A 17,319-nucleotide genomic window follows, 5' to 3' on the forward strand; every position below is an offset into this window, starting at 1 on the left:
CACATACATTATAGCATAAGCAAGTGTTTCAGGTAGGTATAGTTTCTCTATATTAGCGAAACAATACAATTATTGGGTTTGACAAACAGTTTGTTATTATGGTAAAAAAAGCATAACCAATATTATATATTTGATGCGATAACAGGATTTCAGTAGTTAGTTCGCCAATGTTTAAGAGAGCCGGTGGGTGGTGTAAACCGGTACAAGCGAAATGATGAATTACCTCCTCGAGCAGCATTCGGGAATGCTTTATGTAAAGCTGTGTAGCGAATGCCGGAACCTTTCCGTTAAAAGGATAAGCGGCGAGACAGTTATATGTTTCGCAAGTTGGGTGGTACCGCGATAGTAATCGTCCCTTCATTTAGATGAAGGGGCGTTTTTTATTTTAATCTAATCTAAACAGTAAGAGGTGGAGAAGGATGAATATTTTAGATGATTTACGTTTTAGAGGTCTCGTGAATCAATTTACAGATGAAGAGGGATTGGAAAAATTATTACAGGAAGAAAGCGTGAAACTATATGCTGGCTTCGATCCGACTGCCGATAGCTTGCATATTGGTCACTTGTTACCTATTTTAATCCTGAAACGATTCCAGTTAGCAGGACATCAGCCAATCCCATTAGTCGGCGGAGCGACAGGTATGATAGGAGACCCAAGTGGTAAAAAAGCTGAGCGTACGTTAAATACAGAGGATGTTGTTCACCAATGGACTGCACGTATTAAAGATCAGCTTTCCCGTTTCCTCGACTTCGAAACTGGTGAGAATAAAGCAATCATGGCTAATAACTATGACTGGATTGGCAACATGAACTTAATTACGTTCCTTCGGGATATTGGGAAACATTTTGGACTCAACTACATGCTTGCTAAAGATTCTGTACAATCCCGTATTGAGTCTGGTATCTCGTTTACTGAATTCAGTTACATGATCATGCAATCTCTTGATTTCCTGAAGTTATACGAAACTCAAGGCTGCCGTTTACAAATCGGCGGAAGTGATCAATGGGGAAATATTACCGCAGGTCTGGAATTAATTCGTAAAACGAAGGAAGATGCAAAAGCCTTTGGTTTAACGGTTCCATTAGTTACAAAATCAGATGGAACTAAGTTTGGTAAAACAGAAGGCGGAGCGGTATGGTTAGATCGTGAAAAAACGTCTCCATATGAGTTCTACCAGTTCTGGATTAATACAGATGACCGTGATGTTATTAAATACATTAAATACTTTACATTCTTAAGCAAAGAAGAAATCGAAGCGCTTGAGAAAGAGGTTGCTGAAGCTCCGGAAAAACGGGCAGCTCAGAAGGCGCTTGCTGAGGAAGTAACGAAACTTGTTCATGGTAAAGAAGCTTTACAACAAGCAATCAATATTTCTAAAGCTTTATTCAGCGGTGATATTAAGCAATTATCTGTAGAAGAAATTCGCCAGGGCTTCAAGGATGTACCAAGCTTTGAAGTGGGCAGCAATGAGGAACTGCTCTTGGTAGATTTACTAGTAAATGCAAAAATTTCTCCTTCTAAACGTCAGGCGCGTGAGGATATCACAAATGGTGCGATCTACATCAACGGTGAAAGAGTCACAGACCTCGCTCATACGATGACAGAGGATGATAAGCTAGAAGGACAATTCACGGTAATTCGCCGCGGTAAAAAGAAATACACGCTTATTAAGTACGCATGATAGAAAGAAGAAAGGGCTGTCTCGGTTAGGCAGCCCTTTTAATGTATAGTAAGATATTTTTCTTATTGTGCTTTATTATAAATGGTTGAAAGAAATAAAATTGAAATGAATATTAAGTATTTTTACTTACTGTTTTAAAAATAATTGTGTCCAATAATGTTTCCATGAACCACCTTCGGCATACCCAATTCCGATATGGGTATAACGTGCATCGAGAATATTCGCTTTGTGCCCTGGGCTATTCATCCAACTGTTCACTACAGATGCAGGAGTAATTTGTCCAGCTGCAATATTTTCACCAAGCATCGTGAAAGAAATATTGAATTTTTTTACCATTTCTCCCGGAGACCCGTATGTGGGGCTTGTATGATTGAAATAATTGTTATCACGCATATCTTTTGATTTAACTTCGGCAACTTTCGAAAGACTATTTAAATTTTTCAAAGGTGCTATATTTACTTTTGCGCGTTCTTGGTTAACCAATCGAAGAACCTCGGTTGCATAATTAGATGCTTTAGTTTCTTTAGTACCTACTTTAATAATTTGATTCACTGCTTTTTTTGTTACTTTAGACGATATTTTTTTTGTGCTAATTAGCTTTCCATTTTTTAACGTTTTCTTGTATATGATCGTTTGATTTCCGTTGCTTCCTTTTTGGACGACTTTCGTAGTGCCTTTTGCTAAAGTATTGTCATTTTGTTTAATTGTTTTATATTTTATTGCTGCTTTTGAAGTTGTTGTAACTGTCTTCGAATCTTTCACTTTAGATTTTAAAATCCATCCCGTTTTTCCACCGTACTTTGCTTTGGCATATTTATCGGAAGTAGTTGAATAAACAATTATTGTTGCCTCTTTGTTAATCGTTTTCAGCGTGCCGGAGTTATTTTTTGCTAGCTTTTTCAGGGTTGTTTTTTCAGTAGTGTACATTGTTTTATTTGTTACGGGAGCCTTGGATGTTAAATAATTTATTGATACCCATCCATTTTTTTTGTTAACTTTGACATATCCCCAGTTACCGCTCTTTTTAGTTACAATCAATTTTGTATTTTTCTTTACGGCCGTAATAATTTTTGACGATGATGATGCTTTCTCCCTCACATTTAAATTGTCTGCAGTTACGTACATCGTTTTGGAAGCAGCCTCAACCTGATTACTATTCGTTAAAAATAGTACAGTAAAACTTAAGAAAACAGTTAAAATTCCAGCAATATATTTTTTCATCTTAGTTGTTGGTATTCCTCATTAAAATTAAGAAGCCAACAAATTCCCCTCCTCTTTGTTAGTAATAATTTACACAATTAACTATATTATCACAATTTTTGATTAGTTTGTTAATAAAATATTAAATAAACTATTATATTTTTTCTGATTTTTATTTTTTTCATTTTTCATTTTCTCGCCTACTACAATATGTATAGATTGGTATAAGTATCAGTTACTCTAATAGTTGGGATAGTCTTGAAATGAAGGAGGTAACAAACCGTTATTCTACTGTACTGTCTAATAAGTGAATGATAAATTTGATCCACAATATAGTTCTTTTATAATACATCTGAAGAGGTGACTAATTTCTATTTGTAGATAAAGTTAGAGGGGATTTAATTTCCGATTTTTAGTGAGTTTGATGCTGGCTTTTACTTTATGTGATTGAAAAGTATTCCAAAAGAAATTGATTTAATAGATATGTCCACAGCTATGTTAAGTACACCAAAACAGATCTTGTTAGGATGAAAAACCTAAGATCCGTTTTAGGTTTGGAGTCCCGTTTAATGGTGTTTACAGATGATGTCATGGTAAATTTTTAAGGTATTGCCTGGTCTTCGTTTTTCCAAAAACAAAGAGAGAATTAAGTGTCATTTGCTTCATAATTCCTATAAATAATATTTCGAGTCTGATTATAAGTTTAGTAATTATATTTTCTACACAAATAAAAACCCTGGAAACAAGGTTTCCAGGGTTTTTGAATACGCTATTTACAAAGCGTATTAATTAACGAGAGTAGAACTCAACGATAAGAGCTTCGTTAATTTCAGCTGGTAATTCAGAACGCTCAGGTAAGCGAGTGAATGTACCTTCTAACTTGTCAGCATCGAAAGTTAGGTAGTCAGGTACGAAGTTGTTTACTTCCATAGCTTCCTTGATGATATCAAGGTTACGGGATTTTTCACGTACTCCGATTACTTGACCAGGAGCTAAACGGTAAGATGGGATGTCAACGCGACGTCCATCAACCAAGATGTGTCCGTGGTTTACAAGCTGACGAGCTTGACGACGAGTACGAGCTAAACCTAAACGGTAAACAATGTTATCAAGGCGAGAATCAAGAAGAATCATGAAGTTTTCACCTTGTTTACCAGGCATTTTAGCAGCACGATCGAACATTGTGCGGAATTGACGTTCGTTCACACCGTACATGTGACGAAGTTTTTGTTTTTCTTGCAATTGCAAACCGTATTCGGAAAGCTTTTTGCGTTGGTTAGGACCGTGTTGTCCTGGTGCGTAAGGACGCTTTTCTAATTCTTTACCTGTACCGCTTAGGGAAATTCCTAAACGACGGGATAGTTTCCAGCTTGGACCTGTATAACGAGCCATAAGAAGACTCCTCCTTGAATGTTTTTATTTTTGTAAAATAAAAACTGATGTTTACAAACATTACTGCCATTTCATTTTCATGTACCTTCGCCCTAGCAGCAGCGGGTTACAAGATACACCTCATGGTAGAGGAATGAAATGAACGAATAAAGATGTGAACATAAGCTGCGATATTTTACACAAAGAATATTGTATAATTTATTGTTACATAAGTCAAGGGATTCTCTTAAATGGAATCGTTACAATATGATGCTTCCTTCACAGGTTTAAATAAAAAATGTAATTATATTGAAAGAAAGTAATGATTATTTTAGCATATATTGGTAAAATGCAGGTATAAAGTATTATTTTTTAAAAAATCAATCTAAATTTATAAAAAATACGAAATAAAATATGACAACAGGTGTTGATTAATGTGATGGTAGATAATCAATTAAATCTGAGCTGGGAAACAAATTTAAAAAGTCTATTTGTTGAATGTATGATTAAAGATGATAATGAACTCTTTTTAGATAGATTTACAGATAAAATGGTCGACTTCTTATTGGAATTATTAAGGGTGGATGAGATTGCCTGTTATTATAATGATCCTTGGAAACAAAAGCTCTATCTGGAAAAAGCGGCTTCGAAAACAGAACTCCAAAATCAGTTTGCTAGCACCATTTCACTTGATGCTTTACTAAACTCCTCAATGAAAGATTTATGTACGGAAGCCTGTGTATCATTAACTGATACATTATACCCCTTGGGAATTCCTTTATATCATGAAGGAGAATTACTGGGACTATTTGTAGTTCTTTCTGAAAATAAAGAGTTGAAAAATGATAATAGAATTGATTTATCTGAATTGAGGACAGTGATAGGAGAATTACTGCACAAGGCAATTGCAATTTCAGAACGAAAAAAGGAAGAGAAACGATATAAACTATTGCAACGGATTACGACAGAGTTTCATTCCTCTATGAATATGCATTCCGTTTTGGCGGAGGTAATAGAAACCCTGCGTGAAGTATATCCGTCCTTTGTTTACTATTTGCTAATGTCTCAGGATAGCGATAACACATTAAATCTTCCAATTAAAAGTTTGGAAATGGATGGGGAAAATTTATCTGCCATGCAGGCATATGTTTCCGGTCGTGTTCAATTTGAGGATTCAATGGAAGTGAAAAATTCTGTGTTGTATGCGCCTTTATTAGGCAAGCAGGGTGTTTATGGGGTTTTACAAGTTATTGCACCTGAAGCAGTCATATTTCCTGATACGGAAATCGAATTCATCTCTCTCCTCGCGAATACGGCAGGCGGGGCACTGGAGAATGCCCAATTATATGAACAATCCAAACGCTTAATTGCGGATTTACGTCTGATTAATGAAACATCGCATCGTCTAAATTCTACCTTGAGGCTTAGTGAAACAGTTAGTTATATGAAGCAACAAATAAATAAATCATTCCTCGCAGACGAAGTAGGCTTTTTTATGATTAGGAATGGACAGACAAAACTTGTCCCGGGAAGTTCACCTTTTTTCACTGAAGAGACATCTAAACACTACATCCAATATGTCAAAGGCAGCTTAGAGCAGGATCGGGAGGCTTTATATATTGGGGATATGGATTCGGATAAAGTCGGGCAGGATGGCCCTTATAAATCCCTTATGGCTTTCCCTATGATACATAGTGGAAAGATGGATGGTTTTTGTATTGTTCTTCATCGAGTACCGTATCATTTTACATTTGATATGTTTAAATTAATGCAGTCTCTTATTCATCATTCTTCGATGGCATTTGTGAACTCAATATTAAGAGAAGAGCTTGAAAAGATGGTCATAACTGATTATTTAACAGGTCTATATTCGAGAAATTATCTTGAAGGAAGAATGCTTGAACTGATAAATTCTGAAACTGAGGGAACGTTTATATTAATAGATATAGATAATTTCAAGCTGACAAATGATACATATGGGCACCAAAAGGGAGACGAGGTCCTTATTCAGGTAGCTGATTTAATTAAAAATAGTATTAGAGACACCGATATAGGTACAAGGTGGGGCGGGGAAGAACTGGCTATTTTCCTTCCAAAGGCACCGATAGAGGCTGGTAAAGCAGTTGCGGAAAGACTTGTTGAAAAAGTAAGAAAAGAAACAAATCCTCCGGTTACCATTTCTTGCGGTGTATCGTATTGGGAATCCAATCAGAAAAATAACAATACGATTAAAAACCTTTTCAAGCGGGCAGATGATGCCCTGTATACAGCTAAGCGATCAGGTAAAAATCAGATGATTGTATCCTGTTAATACAAAAGGGCTAAGCTCATTTTTGGCTTAGCCTTTTGTTTTTTAAATTGATTGGACAAGTATATCAACAAATTGTTTTAATCCATGTTCATCTTCTTTGTCAAAACGATTCTTTGATGGACTGTCTATATCAAGTACACCAATCAGACGGCCATCCTTCAGAATCGGCAAAACGATTTCTGATTGAGTGGCAGCATCACAGGCGATGTGTCCAGGGAATTGATGTACGTCCATTACCCTGATTATTTCTCTTTTTTCTGCCGCTGTTCCGCATACTCCCTTGCCTAAAGGAATTCGAATGCAGGCTGGGAGACCTTGAAATGGTCCAAGTATCAGTTGCTCCTCTTCATATAGGTAGAATCCTACCCAGTTCACGTCGTCCAAAAATTGATTTAAAAGGGCAGAAGCATTGCTCAAATTGGCAATTAAATTTGTTTCACCATCTATTAGGGCTTCCAGCTGTTTGCTAACCATTTGATAGTTTTCTGGTTTCGTTTTTTTATATTTTCCGACTTGAAACATCATCATTCTCCTTTCATTGTTACCCTCAATAGAGAATAACCTCTAACCATAGTCAGTACTGTCTTTTTTGTCGAGAAGTTATAGAAGGATAAGTCTCTAAAAAGAAGAACTACTTCATGTATAAGAGAAAATCCATGTGAACGCACAGCTTATGCTAGAACGGCTTTTATTCCTTTCAAATTAGCACGAAGACTTCACTTCTATTACGGTTCTGTGTAGGTCTTAGCGCAATATCCCCGATTGGTTCAACGAATACTCGGTGTTGGATGAAAGAACTCCCCGCCGAGCAAGGTTTCACTTTGTCATCTGACATTCCTAGAGAATGTTAATCATAAAGGGGGAAGATAAATTTATGGATAAACTATCGAATAAAAAAGATGATATTTTTGAAGCTGCTGTCTATTTATTCTATATGAAAGGTTATTCAGCAACTTCAATCAGAGATATCGCTGGCCGTGCCGGAGGTAATTCAGCAAATATAGCTTATCACTTTCAGCATAAGCAAGGTCTCCTTGAATATTGTTTTACAGATTTCTTCGAAGGCTATATAAGCGGTATTGAAAATATCGCTGAACAACTCCCACTCATTGGTCCGAAAGAATGTGTCTTAAAGTATACCAAATTTTGCTTGCATTATTACAGAGAAAAGTTCCTATTAACACGTCTTGTATTAAGAGAAATATCAGTAGACTCAAGCCTGAACAGAGAAATCTATACAACCTATTTATCGAAAGAAAAATTTTATATTAATTTATTCCTTGATGCTGGTATGGATTGCGGTGAATTAAAAAAGATTAATCCATCTATGTTTGTCATGAAGCTAAAAGCATTACTGAATGAACCCTTTATTCAGGCCCAATACTTCAGTGAGGTTTGGCAATTATTTACGAACGAATTGTATTTTATAAACAAGTATCAGTTAGAGATTGAACGATTTCTTAATGACTGCTTATTTGAGGAGCGTGTTTGCCCTGTCCCCATCTGACTGGATGCTAAGCGATTATTCGTTTGTTAAGATTTTTGTTTTTAGTACATCTAATCCTCTTCCAAGATCTTCCGGATGGTGAGCGTCAGATCCATAACAGAGAGGGATCCCCATTTTTATGGCTGCCTGAATAAAGGGGATGGGAGGGTACGTCTCACCGCACAAGGGTTTAAAAAGGCCGGCCGTGTTTAAATCCAGTTCATACCCACGTTCTTTTATTAATGAAAGTATTGGTAGTAAATAGGATTCTAATGGGGCATTGCTTGGATACTTTTTCTGGAATTTTGTAATTAGAGAAATATGGCCTACCCGTTTGGGCTTAAATGTCCCCAAATCACTTATAATCGATTTTTGAAGGGTATGGTAATAAGCCTTATATAGTTGATCAACAGATTGGTATTGTTCTATCATATGACCGAATTCTGTTTCACTATAATCCAGGCAATACCAGTCGTTTTGATTCTTTAAAAAGTGAACCGACAGAATCGAGTCATCCAAATAAGGGCCAATTTCATTCAGGAATTCTGTTGTTTCCTGTTCCCAGCCATCTATATAATCCACTTCCAAACCAATATTAATAGCAACCTTCGCCTTATACTTCTCTTTACAACGCCTTATTTCCTCTATATATGTGAATAACTGATCCATTTGTATGGAACTATCCCGTGTTGGAGCCGGATCAATAAACCCTTTTGGTAAAGGAGCGTGTTCGGTAAAGGTGATTTCTTCGTACCCCAGCGCTATCGCTTTTTCAATATAAGCAAAAACGGGTTCATCTGTTCCGTGCGGACAATATGGGGTATGTACATGTCCGTCCTTAAATTTCATCGAGAAAGCCTCCTTTTCGACAAATATTTTAAATAAAATATATTTTCTGGATATTAAAAGAGGGCATTGAATAATTTTTTGTAGAAAAAGTAGATTTTATTAGTTAAAAATACTTTATACCATGTTATCATTAAATCATTGATATTGAACTTATTTATATATATTATCTGTCTCGTTTTGAATAGGAGGCTTCATATGGAGTATGTAATAGGGATATTGGTGATTATCTTTATTGCCTTTATTATTGGAATATTGGCAAGGAAGAAACACTACAAAGAAATAGATAGACTTGCAGAGAAAAAAATTGACATCATGAACAGGCCGATAGCAGAAGAATTAGCCAGGGTAAAAAGTTTGAATATGACTGGTCAAACAGAGAGAATGTTTGAAAGATGGCGTAACGAATGGGATACAATCCAAACGGATCGCCTTGCCGATGTTGAGACCCTGCTGTTTGATGCAGAAGAATATGCTGACAAGTACCGATTTAATAAATCAGTGCAGGTTCAAAAGAAGATTGAGCATATTATTGAAGAAATCGAAATTACACTTTCAGCGATGCTGCATGAATTAAATGAATTGGTGGGCAGCGAGGAGCAAAATAAAAAATTAGTTGAAGAGCTTTTATTAGCTTATCGTGAACAGAAGAAACGTTTATTGGCACACCGTCATTCATTTGGTGAAGCTGCGGGTAAATTGGAAGAGGAATTTGATAAGCTTGCTCTGGATTTTGACACATTCAATAACCAAACAGAATCAGGTGATTACTTAGAGGCTAGAGAGCAAGTACTGGGCATCCAGGCTAAATTGCAAAACCTGAAAGAAAAATTGGATTTGATTCCTGATTTAATTGGGCATTGCCAAATACATATACCGGGACTTTTGCATGAACTTAAAATGGGATATGCGGAAATGTGTGAGCAAGGATATCCGTTAAGTCATATGTTTTTTGAAAATGAAATTGAAAAAATGGAAGAAAATCTAGAAAAATATAAGGAATATATTGTTGACATAAACACCGAAGAAGCTGCAAAAGGAATCGAGGAATTAAACGAATCCATTCAATCCTATTATGATTTGTTGGAAAAAGAGGTTGTGGCACGTCAGTATGTTTTATCAGTTAAGGATTTGTATCAGCAAAAGCTAGATAAATCAATTGATCAGCTTGAGAGACTTGATGAAGAGACAGAATTGGTGAAACAAATCTATCAAATGCCGGAGAAGGAACTTGATGCACGTTCTAATCTTGATAAAACACTGATTACATTGAAATCAAAATGGGAAATGCTTAAAGAGAAAATATACGAAAGAGAGACAGCTTATACGGTATTAAAAGAGGACATCGTTGAGCTTGAATCCAAATTGGATGAACTGAAAGACTTACAAAAAGAATTTGAAGAGAAATTAAATACTCTGCGTAAGGATGAATTGGAATCAAGAGAAACGATAAGGAAGTTGCATCAAAGCATGACGGAATCCTTACGAATCATCAAAGGAAGCAATTTACCGGGTCTTCCAACTTCTTATGAATTAATGGTTATACAAGCAAAAGAAAGCATTGAAGAAGTAAAAGAGAAATTGGAAGAAAAACCATTGAATATGAATGCAGTCATGCACCATCTGGATATTGCAAGTGTTGCGGTTAGTCGTGTTCAGGAGGCTACTGTTGAATTGACTGAACAAGTAATGTTGGCCGAGAAGGTTATTCAATACGGCAATCGATATAGAAGCAAATTCCCTTCAGTTGCTATTGCCCTGACCGAAGCAGAAAAGCAATTCCGCAATTATCAATACCAAGATGCTTTAGAGCATGCAGCTGAGGCAATTGAAAAAGTTGAACCGGGTTCGTTAAAAAAAATCCAAGAGTATCTTGAACATAGCAATGTATAGACCAGTCTGGACTTACCAGTCTGGTTTTTTTCTTTGTTCAATCCAGCATAAGATAGAGGCATAAGAGAAAATTACTTTATAAACAGGACAGGATATGCTACATTTTCTTATTGATAGGAAGGGGAAAAAGCATGATTTATTTAGATAATAGCGCGACAACAAAACCCTATAAGGAAGTGATTGATTCCTTCGCAAAGGTTACTGCCGATTTCTGGGGGAATCCATCCTCTTTACATGGCTTCGGAGGGAAGTCAGAAAAACTGTTAGCACAGGCTAGAGAACAGGTCACGGGTCTTCTGGGAGTAAAGGCTACAGAGATTATCTTTACTTCAGGAGGGTCTGAAAGCAATAATCTGGCCATAAAAGGAATAGCAGAAAATTATCGAAACAGAGGGAAGCATATTATTACCACCTCAATCGAGCATCCTTCCGTAAAAAGACCGTTTGAACAGCTAAAGGAACTTGGCTATGACGTAACCTACTTGCCTGTTAATCAAGATGGCAGAGTTGAAATTGAGCAAGTTAAGGAAGCAATCCGAGAAGATACAATATTGGTGTCAGTTATGCATGTTAATAACGAAGTGGGAACTGTACAACCAATTTATGAAATAGGACATTTTTTGAAGAGTTATCCTAAAATACATTTTCATGTAGATGGGGTTCAGGGCTTTGGTAAAGTCGAACTCTCTTTACGTGATGCTCATATCGATTTATATTCTTTATCAGGACATAAATTCCATGGATTAAAAGGCACCGGAATTCTATTTGCCAGAGAGGGAATTACACTTTCACCGTTAATTGCCGGGGGGAACCAAGAAAGAGGCATGCGCAGTGGGACGGAAAGCTTGGCTGGGGCCGTATCTTTGGCAAAAGCAATGAGATTGGCAATCGAAAAGAGCAGGGACGGCAGTAGAAGAATGAACGAGTACCGTACTCTGATACTTCAAGAGCTATCCAAAATGGAGAATGTTGTCATCAATTCACCTATAGAACATGCAGCTCCACATATTATTAATTTTTCAATTCCGGGACTTAAATCAGAGACATTCGTTCATACTTTGGGTGAGTTTGGAATCTATGTCTCAACAAACAGTGCTTGTTCATCAAAGAAAAAAACGGTTAGCCAAACACTTCTCGCTATGGGAAAAAATGAGCAAATAGCCGGCAGTTCCATACGAATAAGCTTAGATTATGATCATTCGAAGGAAGAAATAGAGCAGGCACTTAAGGAAATTGAAAGAGCAATCCAAATGTTAAGTGAGGTAAGAAAGAAATGATAAGATTTGATCATATCGTAATCCGCTATGGTGAGATTACATTGAAGAAAAGGAATCGTAAAGGCTTTATTGTTCAATTACGTAAAAATATAAAAAAAGCATTGTCAGATTATCCGGAGGTTCGTATTGAGGCGCAGCACGAGAGAATGTATGTTCACTTACAAGGTGCAGATTACAAGCCGATTATGGATATTCTCAAAAAAATATATGGCATTTCTTCGATAAGTCCGGCTTTAAAGGTTGATAAAGAAATCTCAGCCATTCAGGAATCAGCTTTGTTTTATATAAATCATCTAACAACAAAAATTCGTACGTTTAAAATTGATGCTAAGCGTGCTGATAAAACCTATCCCTATTCAACATATGATTTAAATGGCTTGGTAGGGGGATATTGCTTGCAGCATGTAGACGGTTTAACGGTCGATGTTCACAATCCAGATTTGAAATTGAGAGTCGAAGTACGCCAGGATGCTGCTTATATTACGGGTGAAAAAATTATTGGAGCTGGCGGATTGCCAATAGGAAGCAGCGGCTCAGCAATGCTCATGCTTTCTGGAGGGATTGATAGCCCGGTTGCGGGATATTTAACGATGAAAAGGGGAGTAGAGATTGAATGTGTACATTTCTACAGTCCTCCCTTCACAAGCGAACGCTCGAAACAAAAGGTAATTGATTTAGCGAATAAGCTGGCAGAAGTCAATGGACGTATGGTACTGCATGTTGTGCCATTTACCGAAATTCAAAAATTGATTCAAAAGCAAATACCTGATAACTACACAATGACAACCACACGCAGATTGATGCTGCGAATTACTGATGCAATCAGAGAAAAACAAAATGCGCTCGCGATTGTGACTGGTGAAAGTTTAGGCCAAGTAGCCAGCCAGACGATGGAAAGCATGTTTACAATTAATGAGGTTACAAATACACCAATTCTGAGGCCGCTTATAGCAATGGATAAAACAGATATTATTGAAATTGCAGAGAAAATTGATACTCATGAGATATCCATACGTCCTTTTGAGGATTGCTGTACGGTGTTTACACCAGCTAATCCCAAAACTAAGCCAAAAAGAGAAAAAGTCGGTCATTATGAGAGCTATGTCGATTTTGAACCTTTAATTAAAGAGGCATTGGATAAAACAGAAATGTTAGTTTTCACAGGTAAGGAGAAAGAATCGGAAACAGAGGATTTATTCTAAATTTATTTGTGAACAATTACCATTTTAAATCCGGAATGAAGATATGTGTTTTTACACACTCTATTATCACAAGGAGGTGAAAAACACATGTCAAATAACTCAAACAATCTTTTGGTACCAGGAGTTGAACAAGCTCTTGACCAAATGAAATATGAAATCGCTTCTGAGTTCGGTGTACAACTTGGAGCAGAAACAACTTCTCGTGCTAACGGTTCTGTTGGAGGAGAGATTACTAAGCGTCTTGTTCAAATGGCTGAACAACAATTGGGTGGAGGATTCTCCAGATAATTAAATAACATGGCTACAAGAAAGCGGATTTTTAGTCCGCTTTCTTTTTTTTTGTATGTTGAAAGCCATTGTAAGAGCCAATCTTTTTCCACTCTCTTAATCCATTATTTGTAAAACAATGTATAATAGAGTTTGATTAACATTATTTGTTTTAAGGGAGGAGAAGGATATGAATCAACAGAACCTGATCGCACCAGAACAATATAATCTAGTCAGCGAGGTAGAAAATAACAGTAAGAACGAAACCAAAATCGCTTTGATTTGGGAAAATGAATACGGGGAAACACAAAAAATTACGTATGGAGAATTGATTAAAAGGGTGAATAGAGTTGGCAATATTTTGTTAGAGGAAGGGTTGAGGGAGGGGGATAAAATTCTCGTCATGATTCCTCGCTTTATTGAAGCGTATGTGATTTACTTAGCTGCTTTAAAAATAGGTACAGTGGTCATACCATGTTCTGAAATGCTTCGAGAAAAAGATCTTGTTTATCGAAGCAAGCATGCAGAAGCAAAAGCGGTAATTGTTCATAAGCCTCATACCTCTTTATTTACAGAAATTATATCGGAGGATTCACTGAAATCATTTGTTATAAATGGAAATGAAGATGGGTGGATTCAACTGGATGAACGAATGAAAGACGCTTCAGAAGAGTTACAAATGGTGAAAACCATGGGAGATGATATGGCCTTTTTATCCTATACTTCAGGTACAACAGGGCAACCAAAGGGAGTTGTCCACACTCATAGCTGGGCCTATGCACATCTCAGAACAGCTGCCTCAAACTGGTTATCAATAGGTGAAGATGATGTTGTATGGGCTACAGCCGGACCTGGATGGCAAAAGTGGATTTGGAGTCCCTTTTTATCTGTTCTTGGATCGGGAGCTACTGGGTTTGTATATCACGGAAAGTTTGAAGCAGAGAAATATTTAAAATTAATTGATCAGCATTCAATTACTGTTTTATGCTGTACCCCTACGGAATATCGATTGATGGCGAAGGTAGACAGCCTCGATCAATATAGCCTGGGAAGCCTACATAGTGCCGTTTCAGCAGGTGAGCCGCTTAATAGAGAAGTGATCGATACGTTTCAAAACTATTTCGGGGTCACCGTTCGTGATGGATACGGGCAAACAGAAAATACCCTTCTGGTCGGTATCATGAAGGGGATGGATGTGAAGCCGGGTTCCATGGGGAAACCAACCCCTGGAAATAACGTAGAAATTATTAATGAGGAGGGGCAGATTTGCCAACCTGGCGAAGTAGGCGATATAGCTGTCCACATTAAAACTCCCGCGTTGTTTAAAAATTACTATAAGGATCCGGAACGGACAGCAATGCAGTTTAGAGGCGATTTTTATATTACAGGAGATAAAGCTAAAAAAGATGAGGACGGGTATTTTTGGTTTGAAGGACGCGGTGACGATATTATTATCAGTTCGGGTTATACCATTGGGCCATTTGAAGTGGAGGATGCACTTGTTAAACATCCATATGTGAAGGAGTGCGCTGTAGTAGGGAGTCCGGATGAGGTAAGAGGGCAAATCGTAAAAGCGTTCGTAGTCTTACAAGATAGCGTTGATGTCAATGATCCTCAATTGGTGCAAACCTTGCAGAACCATGTTAAAGAGCTTACAGCCCCATATAAATATCCAAGAAAAATTACTTTTGTGGAAGATTTGCCGAAAACAATCAGCGGCAAAATAATGCGTGTCGAATTAAGAAATAAGGAGAAAGAAGTATATAAGGCGTAAACAAAATCCTCTTTCGTCAAAAAAAGATGATTCCGACCAGCGGAATCATCTTTTTTGTTTCCTTCGTATGAAAATTTAAAGGAATGTCCTGTGGACTTTTTCCCAAAAAGAATTATTACGTAACTTTACCGTCTTGATATATCTTCCGCTCAGTTTAATATCCAATCGTTCGGTAAGATGAATACTCATCGCTTCATTATCCATCCCGATAATCGGGTAATCGTTTTCATTATCTAATACTTGAAGAGAAAGAGTACGATCTGGAGCCAAAATAAATGAAGCACCAAGCGTACGATAATGATTATTATTCATCGATGCTATTTCGCTCACCTGCATACAGTCAAGCAAAGGGTCTACAACTGCACCGTTGACCGATTTGTTGTAGGCAGTACTTCCAGTAGGTGTAGAAATTATCATCCCATCCCCACGGAATGTTTCAAATAATATGTCATCAATGTGAACATCGATAGCCATTGTTTTAATTAAAGCAGAACGGAATGTGCATTCATTTAAGCAATCAAAACTTATTTGGTTATCAACCGTTACTTCAATTGTAGGATATTTTCTTACTTCAATGACGGGCTTTGTGACTGCTTCCACCATATTTTCCGTATCATTTATGTAGAAATCACAATACATATTTAATTGCTTGTTTAATGAAATGCCTGCATACAGGCAATCCTCTCTGAAGCCTGTCTTACGTACTGCCTGAAGAAATGTTCCGTCATCTCCTACACTAACGATAATATTAGCATCTTTATGTTCATCTACAAGTTCGAATCCGTAGTTGCTTGCATTATCCTTTAATTTATTGACCTGATCCACCATTTCTTGACCTTGCTTGTAATAAAAAAAGATATTTCTGCGTTCCCCCATTTTGTTCCCTCCTTGTAGGTTAGTATTGGTACTCCTGATTATAGGTTTACCAAAATAAGGTGCTATAATAATTCTATCATGAATAATAAGAACATTAAAACTACTTAAAGCATGATTGGGGGACAATTTGTATGAGTAAAAAAAGATGGTTGGCACTTGGAATAGCAGCGGTGATATTTTTTGTATCCGTTCTTATGAATGCTATCTCAACATTTTCAAGTGAAGAGTCTGCTATGACAAATTTGTTTGAGGATACATTATTTGAGGAGGATATCATTGAAGAAGGGGATGTGAACAGTCAAATTGTTGTCATGGATGTAGAAGGAGTCATTCAGGACACAGGTGAGGAAGAAAGTTATTTTACGGCTGAAGCCTATAATCACCGATCCTTTATGGAAAGATTGAATGCCATTAAGGACAATGATACGGTCAAAGGAATTATTTTACGCGTCAACAGCCCAGGTGGAGGTGTCGTGGAAAGTGCGGAAATACATAATAAGTTAATGCAAATTAAAAAGGAAACAAAGAAACCAATATATGTATCAATGGGTTCACAGGCTGCATCTGGAGGTTATTATATTTCAACACCGGCCGACAAGATATTTGCCAGTCCGGAAACAATGACAGGGTCACTCGGAGTCATTATGCAAAGCTATAACTTTGAAGGGTTAGCTGAAAAGTATGGAATCGACATGGTCACTATTAAAAGCGGTAAATTTAAGGATCTTATGAATCCATTTAGAGAAGTGACAGAGGATGAAAAGGAAATTCTTCAATCGATGGTTACCAGCTCCTATGATCAATTCGTGAAGGTCATTGCGGAAGGGCGCAGTATGCCTGAGGATGAAGTAAGAAAAATTGCTGATGGGCGTATCTACGATGGCCGTCAAGCAAAGGAGATTAATTTAATTGATGAGCTTGGTTATTTAGAGGATGTAATTGCCGATATGAAAAAAAGTGAAAATCTAAAAGGTGCACAAGTGGTTCGTTTAGTTGGATCAGATAGCCTAAGCTCATTATTTTCGATGAAAATGCAGCAATGGGCAGGCGTGAATGATGAGGTAAGCACGATCAAAAGCCTAATGACTGAAAATCAATCGCCACGGATGATGTATCTATATTCTGCGAATTAAG

The 17,319-nt window shown here is 37.1% G+C and carries 14 protein-coding genes and 1 other annotated feature; of the genes, 9 read left to right on the forward strand and 5 right to left on the reverse strand.

Annotated features, from left to right (window positions below):
- Positions 1–129 precede the first annotated feature (129 nt).
- Positions 130–360 (forward strand) — a binding site (T-box leader).
- Between the two features lie 59 nt (positions 361–419).
- Positions 420–1,682, forward strand: coding sequence for a tyrosine--tRNA ligase (gene tyrS / locus FHY45_RS19185; RefSeq protein ID WP_139892790.1), 1,263 nt, complete (start codon positions 420–422; stop codon positions 1,680–1,682).
- Between the two features lie 126 nt (positions 1,683–1,808).
- Here tyrS and FHY45_RS21155 read toward each other — a convergent pair whose 3' ends face one another.
- A complete protein-coding gene (locus tag FHY45_RS21155; RefSeq protein WP_139892791.1) occupies positions 1,809–2,903 on the reverse strand; it encodes a CAP domain-containing protein in 1,095 nt (364 codons plus the stop codon).
- A gap of 768 nt (positions 2,904–3,671) precedes the next feature.
- Positions 3,672–4,274, reverse strand: a complete 603-nt coding sequence (gene rpsD, locus FHY45_RS19195) for a 30S ribosomal protein S4 (RefSeq protein ID WP_066109019.1) — start codon at positions 4,272–4,274, stop codon at positions 3,672–3,674.
- 418 nt (positions 4,275–4,692) lie between these two features.
- On the opposite strand from rpsD, the gene FHY45_RS19200 reads away from it, so the two are divergent.
- Positions 4,693–6,564, forward strand: coding sequence for a sensor domain-containing diguanylate cyclase (locus FHY45_RS19200; protein ID WP_066109259.1), 1,872 nt, complete (start codon positions 4,693–4,695; stop codon positions 6,562–6,564).
- Positions 6,565–6,606: 42 nt separating this feature from the next.
- On the opposite strand, the gene FHY45_RS19205 is transcribed toward FHY45_RS19200, so the two are convergent.
- Positions 6,607–7,086: a GAF domain-containing protein gene (locus FHY45_RS19205; RefSeq protein WP_066109018.1), complete on the reverse strand. Its 480-nt coding sequence runs from the start codon at positions 7,084–7,086 to the stop codon at positions 6,607–6,609.
- Positions 7,087–7,438: 352 nt separating this feature from the next.
- On the opposite strand from FHY45_RS19205, the gene refZ reads away from it, so the two are divergent.
- Entirely contained in the window at positions 7,439–8,071 is a 633-nt protein-coding gene (gene refZ / locus FHY45_RS19210; RefSeq protein ID WP_066109013.1) for a forespore capture DNA-binding protein RefZ, read from the forward strand.
- Positions 8,072–8,086: 15 nt separating this feature from the next.
- On the opposite strand, the gene hisJ is transcribed toward refZ, so the two are convergent.
- On the reverse strand, positions 8,087–8,899 hold the full coding sequence (gene hisJ, locus FHY45_RS19215; protein WP_139892792.1) for a histidinol-phosphatase HisJ: 813 nt from the start codon (positions 8,897–8,899) through the stop codon (positions 8,087–8,089).
- Between the two features lie 195 nt (positions 8,900–9,094).
- On the opposite strand from hisJ, the gene ezrA reads away from it, so the two are divergent.
- The 5 genes from ezrA to mbcS all read left to right on the forward strand — a co-directional run bounded on the left by ezrA (position 9,095) and on the right by mbcS (position 15,309).
- On the forward strand, positions 9,095–10,789 hold the full coding sequence (gene ezrA, locus FHY45_RS19220) for a septation ring formation regulator EzrA (protein ID WP_139892793.1): 1,695 nt from the start codon (positions 9,095–9,097) through the stop codon (positions 10,787–10,789).
- Positions 10,790–10,920: 131 nt separating this feature from the next.
- A complete protein-coding gene (locus FHY45_RS19225) occupies positions 10,921–12,066 on the forward strand; it encodes a cysteine desulfurase family protein (protein ID WP_139892794.1) in 1,146 nt (381 codons plus the stop codon).
- The gene (gene thiI, locus FHY45_RS19230; protein ID WP_066109256.1) at positions 12,066–13,268 is read left to right on the forward strand and encodes a tRNA uracil 4-sulfurtransferase ThiI; all 1,203 of its coding nucleotides are present in this window, start codon (positions 12,066–12,068) and stop codon (positions 13,266–13,268) included. The genes FHY45_RS19225 and thiI overlap by 1 nt, the downstream gene beginning before the upstream one ends.
- 87 nt (positions 13,269–13,355) lie before the next feature.
- Positions 13,356–13,556 (forward strand): alpha/beta-type small acid-soluble spore protein, encoded by a 201-nt coding sequence (locus tag FHY45_RS19235; protein WP_066109002.1) that lies wholly within the window; start codon positions 13,356–13,358, stop codon positions 13,554–13,556.
- A 169-nt stretch (positions 13,557–13,725) separates the two neighbouring features.
- Positions 13,726–15,309 carry an acyl-CoA synthetase MbcS gene (gene mbcS, locus FHY45_RS19240; RefSeq protein ID WP_066108997.1) on the forward strand — a complete coding sequence of 528 codons (1,584 nt, stop codon included), beginning with the start codon at positions 13,726–13,728 and terminating at the stop codon, positions 15,307–15,309.
- A 75-nt stretch (positions 15,310–15,384) separates the two neighbouring features.
- On the opposite strand, the gene FHY45_RS19245 is transcribed toward mbcS, so the two are convergent.
- Positions 15,385–16,185, reverse strand: coding sequence for an NAD kinase (locus tag FHY45_RS19245; RefSeq protein ID WP_066108994.1), 801 nt, complete (start codon positions 16,183–16,185; stop codon positions 15,385–15,387).
- A 131-nt stretch (positions 16,186–16,316) separates the two neighbouring features.
- Between FHY45_RS19245 and sppA the strand changes: the two genes are divergently transcribed.
- Positions 16,317–17,318, forward strand: coding sequence for a signal peptide peptidase SppA (gene sppA / locus FHY45_RS19250; protein ID WP_066108993.1), 1,002 nt, complete (start codon positions 16,317–16,319; stop codon positions 17,316–17,318).
- Position 17,319: the final 1 nt, after the last annotated feature.

Source organism: Bacillus sp. D386 (genome assembly GCF_006346415.1).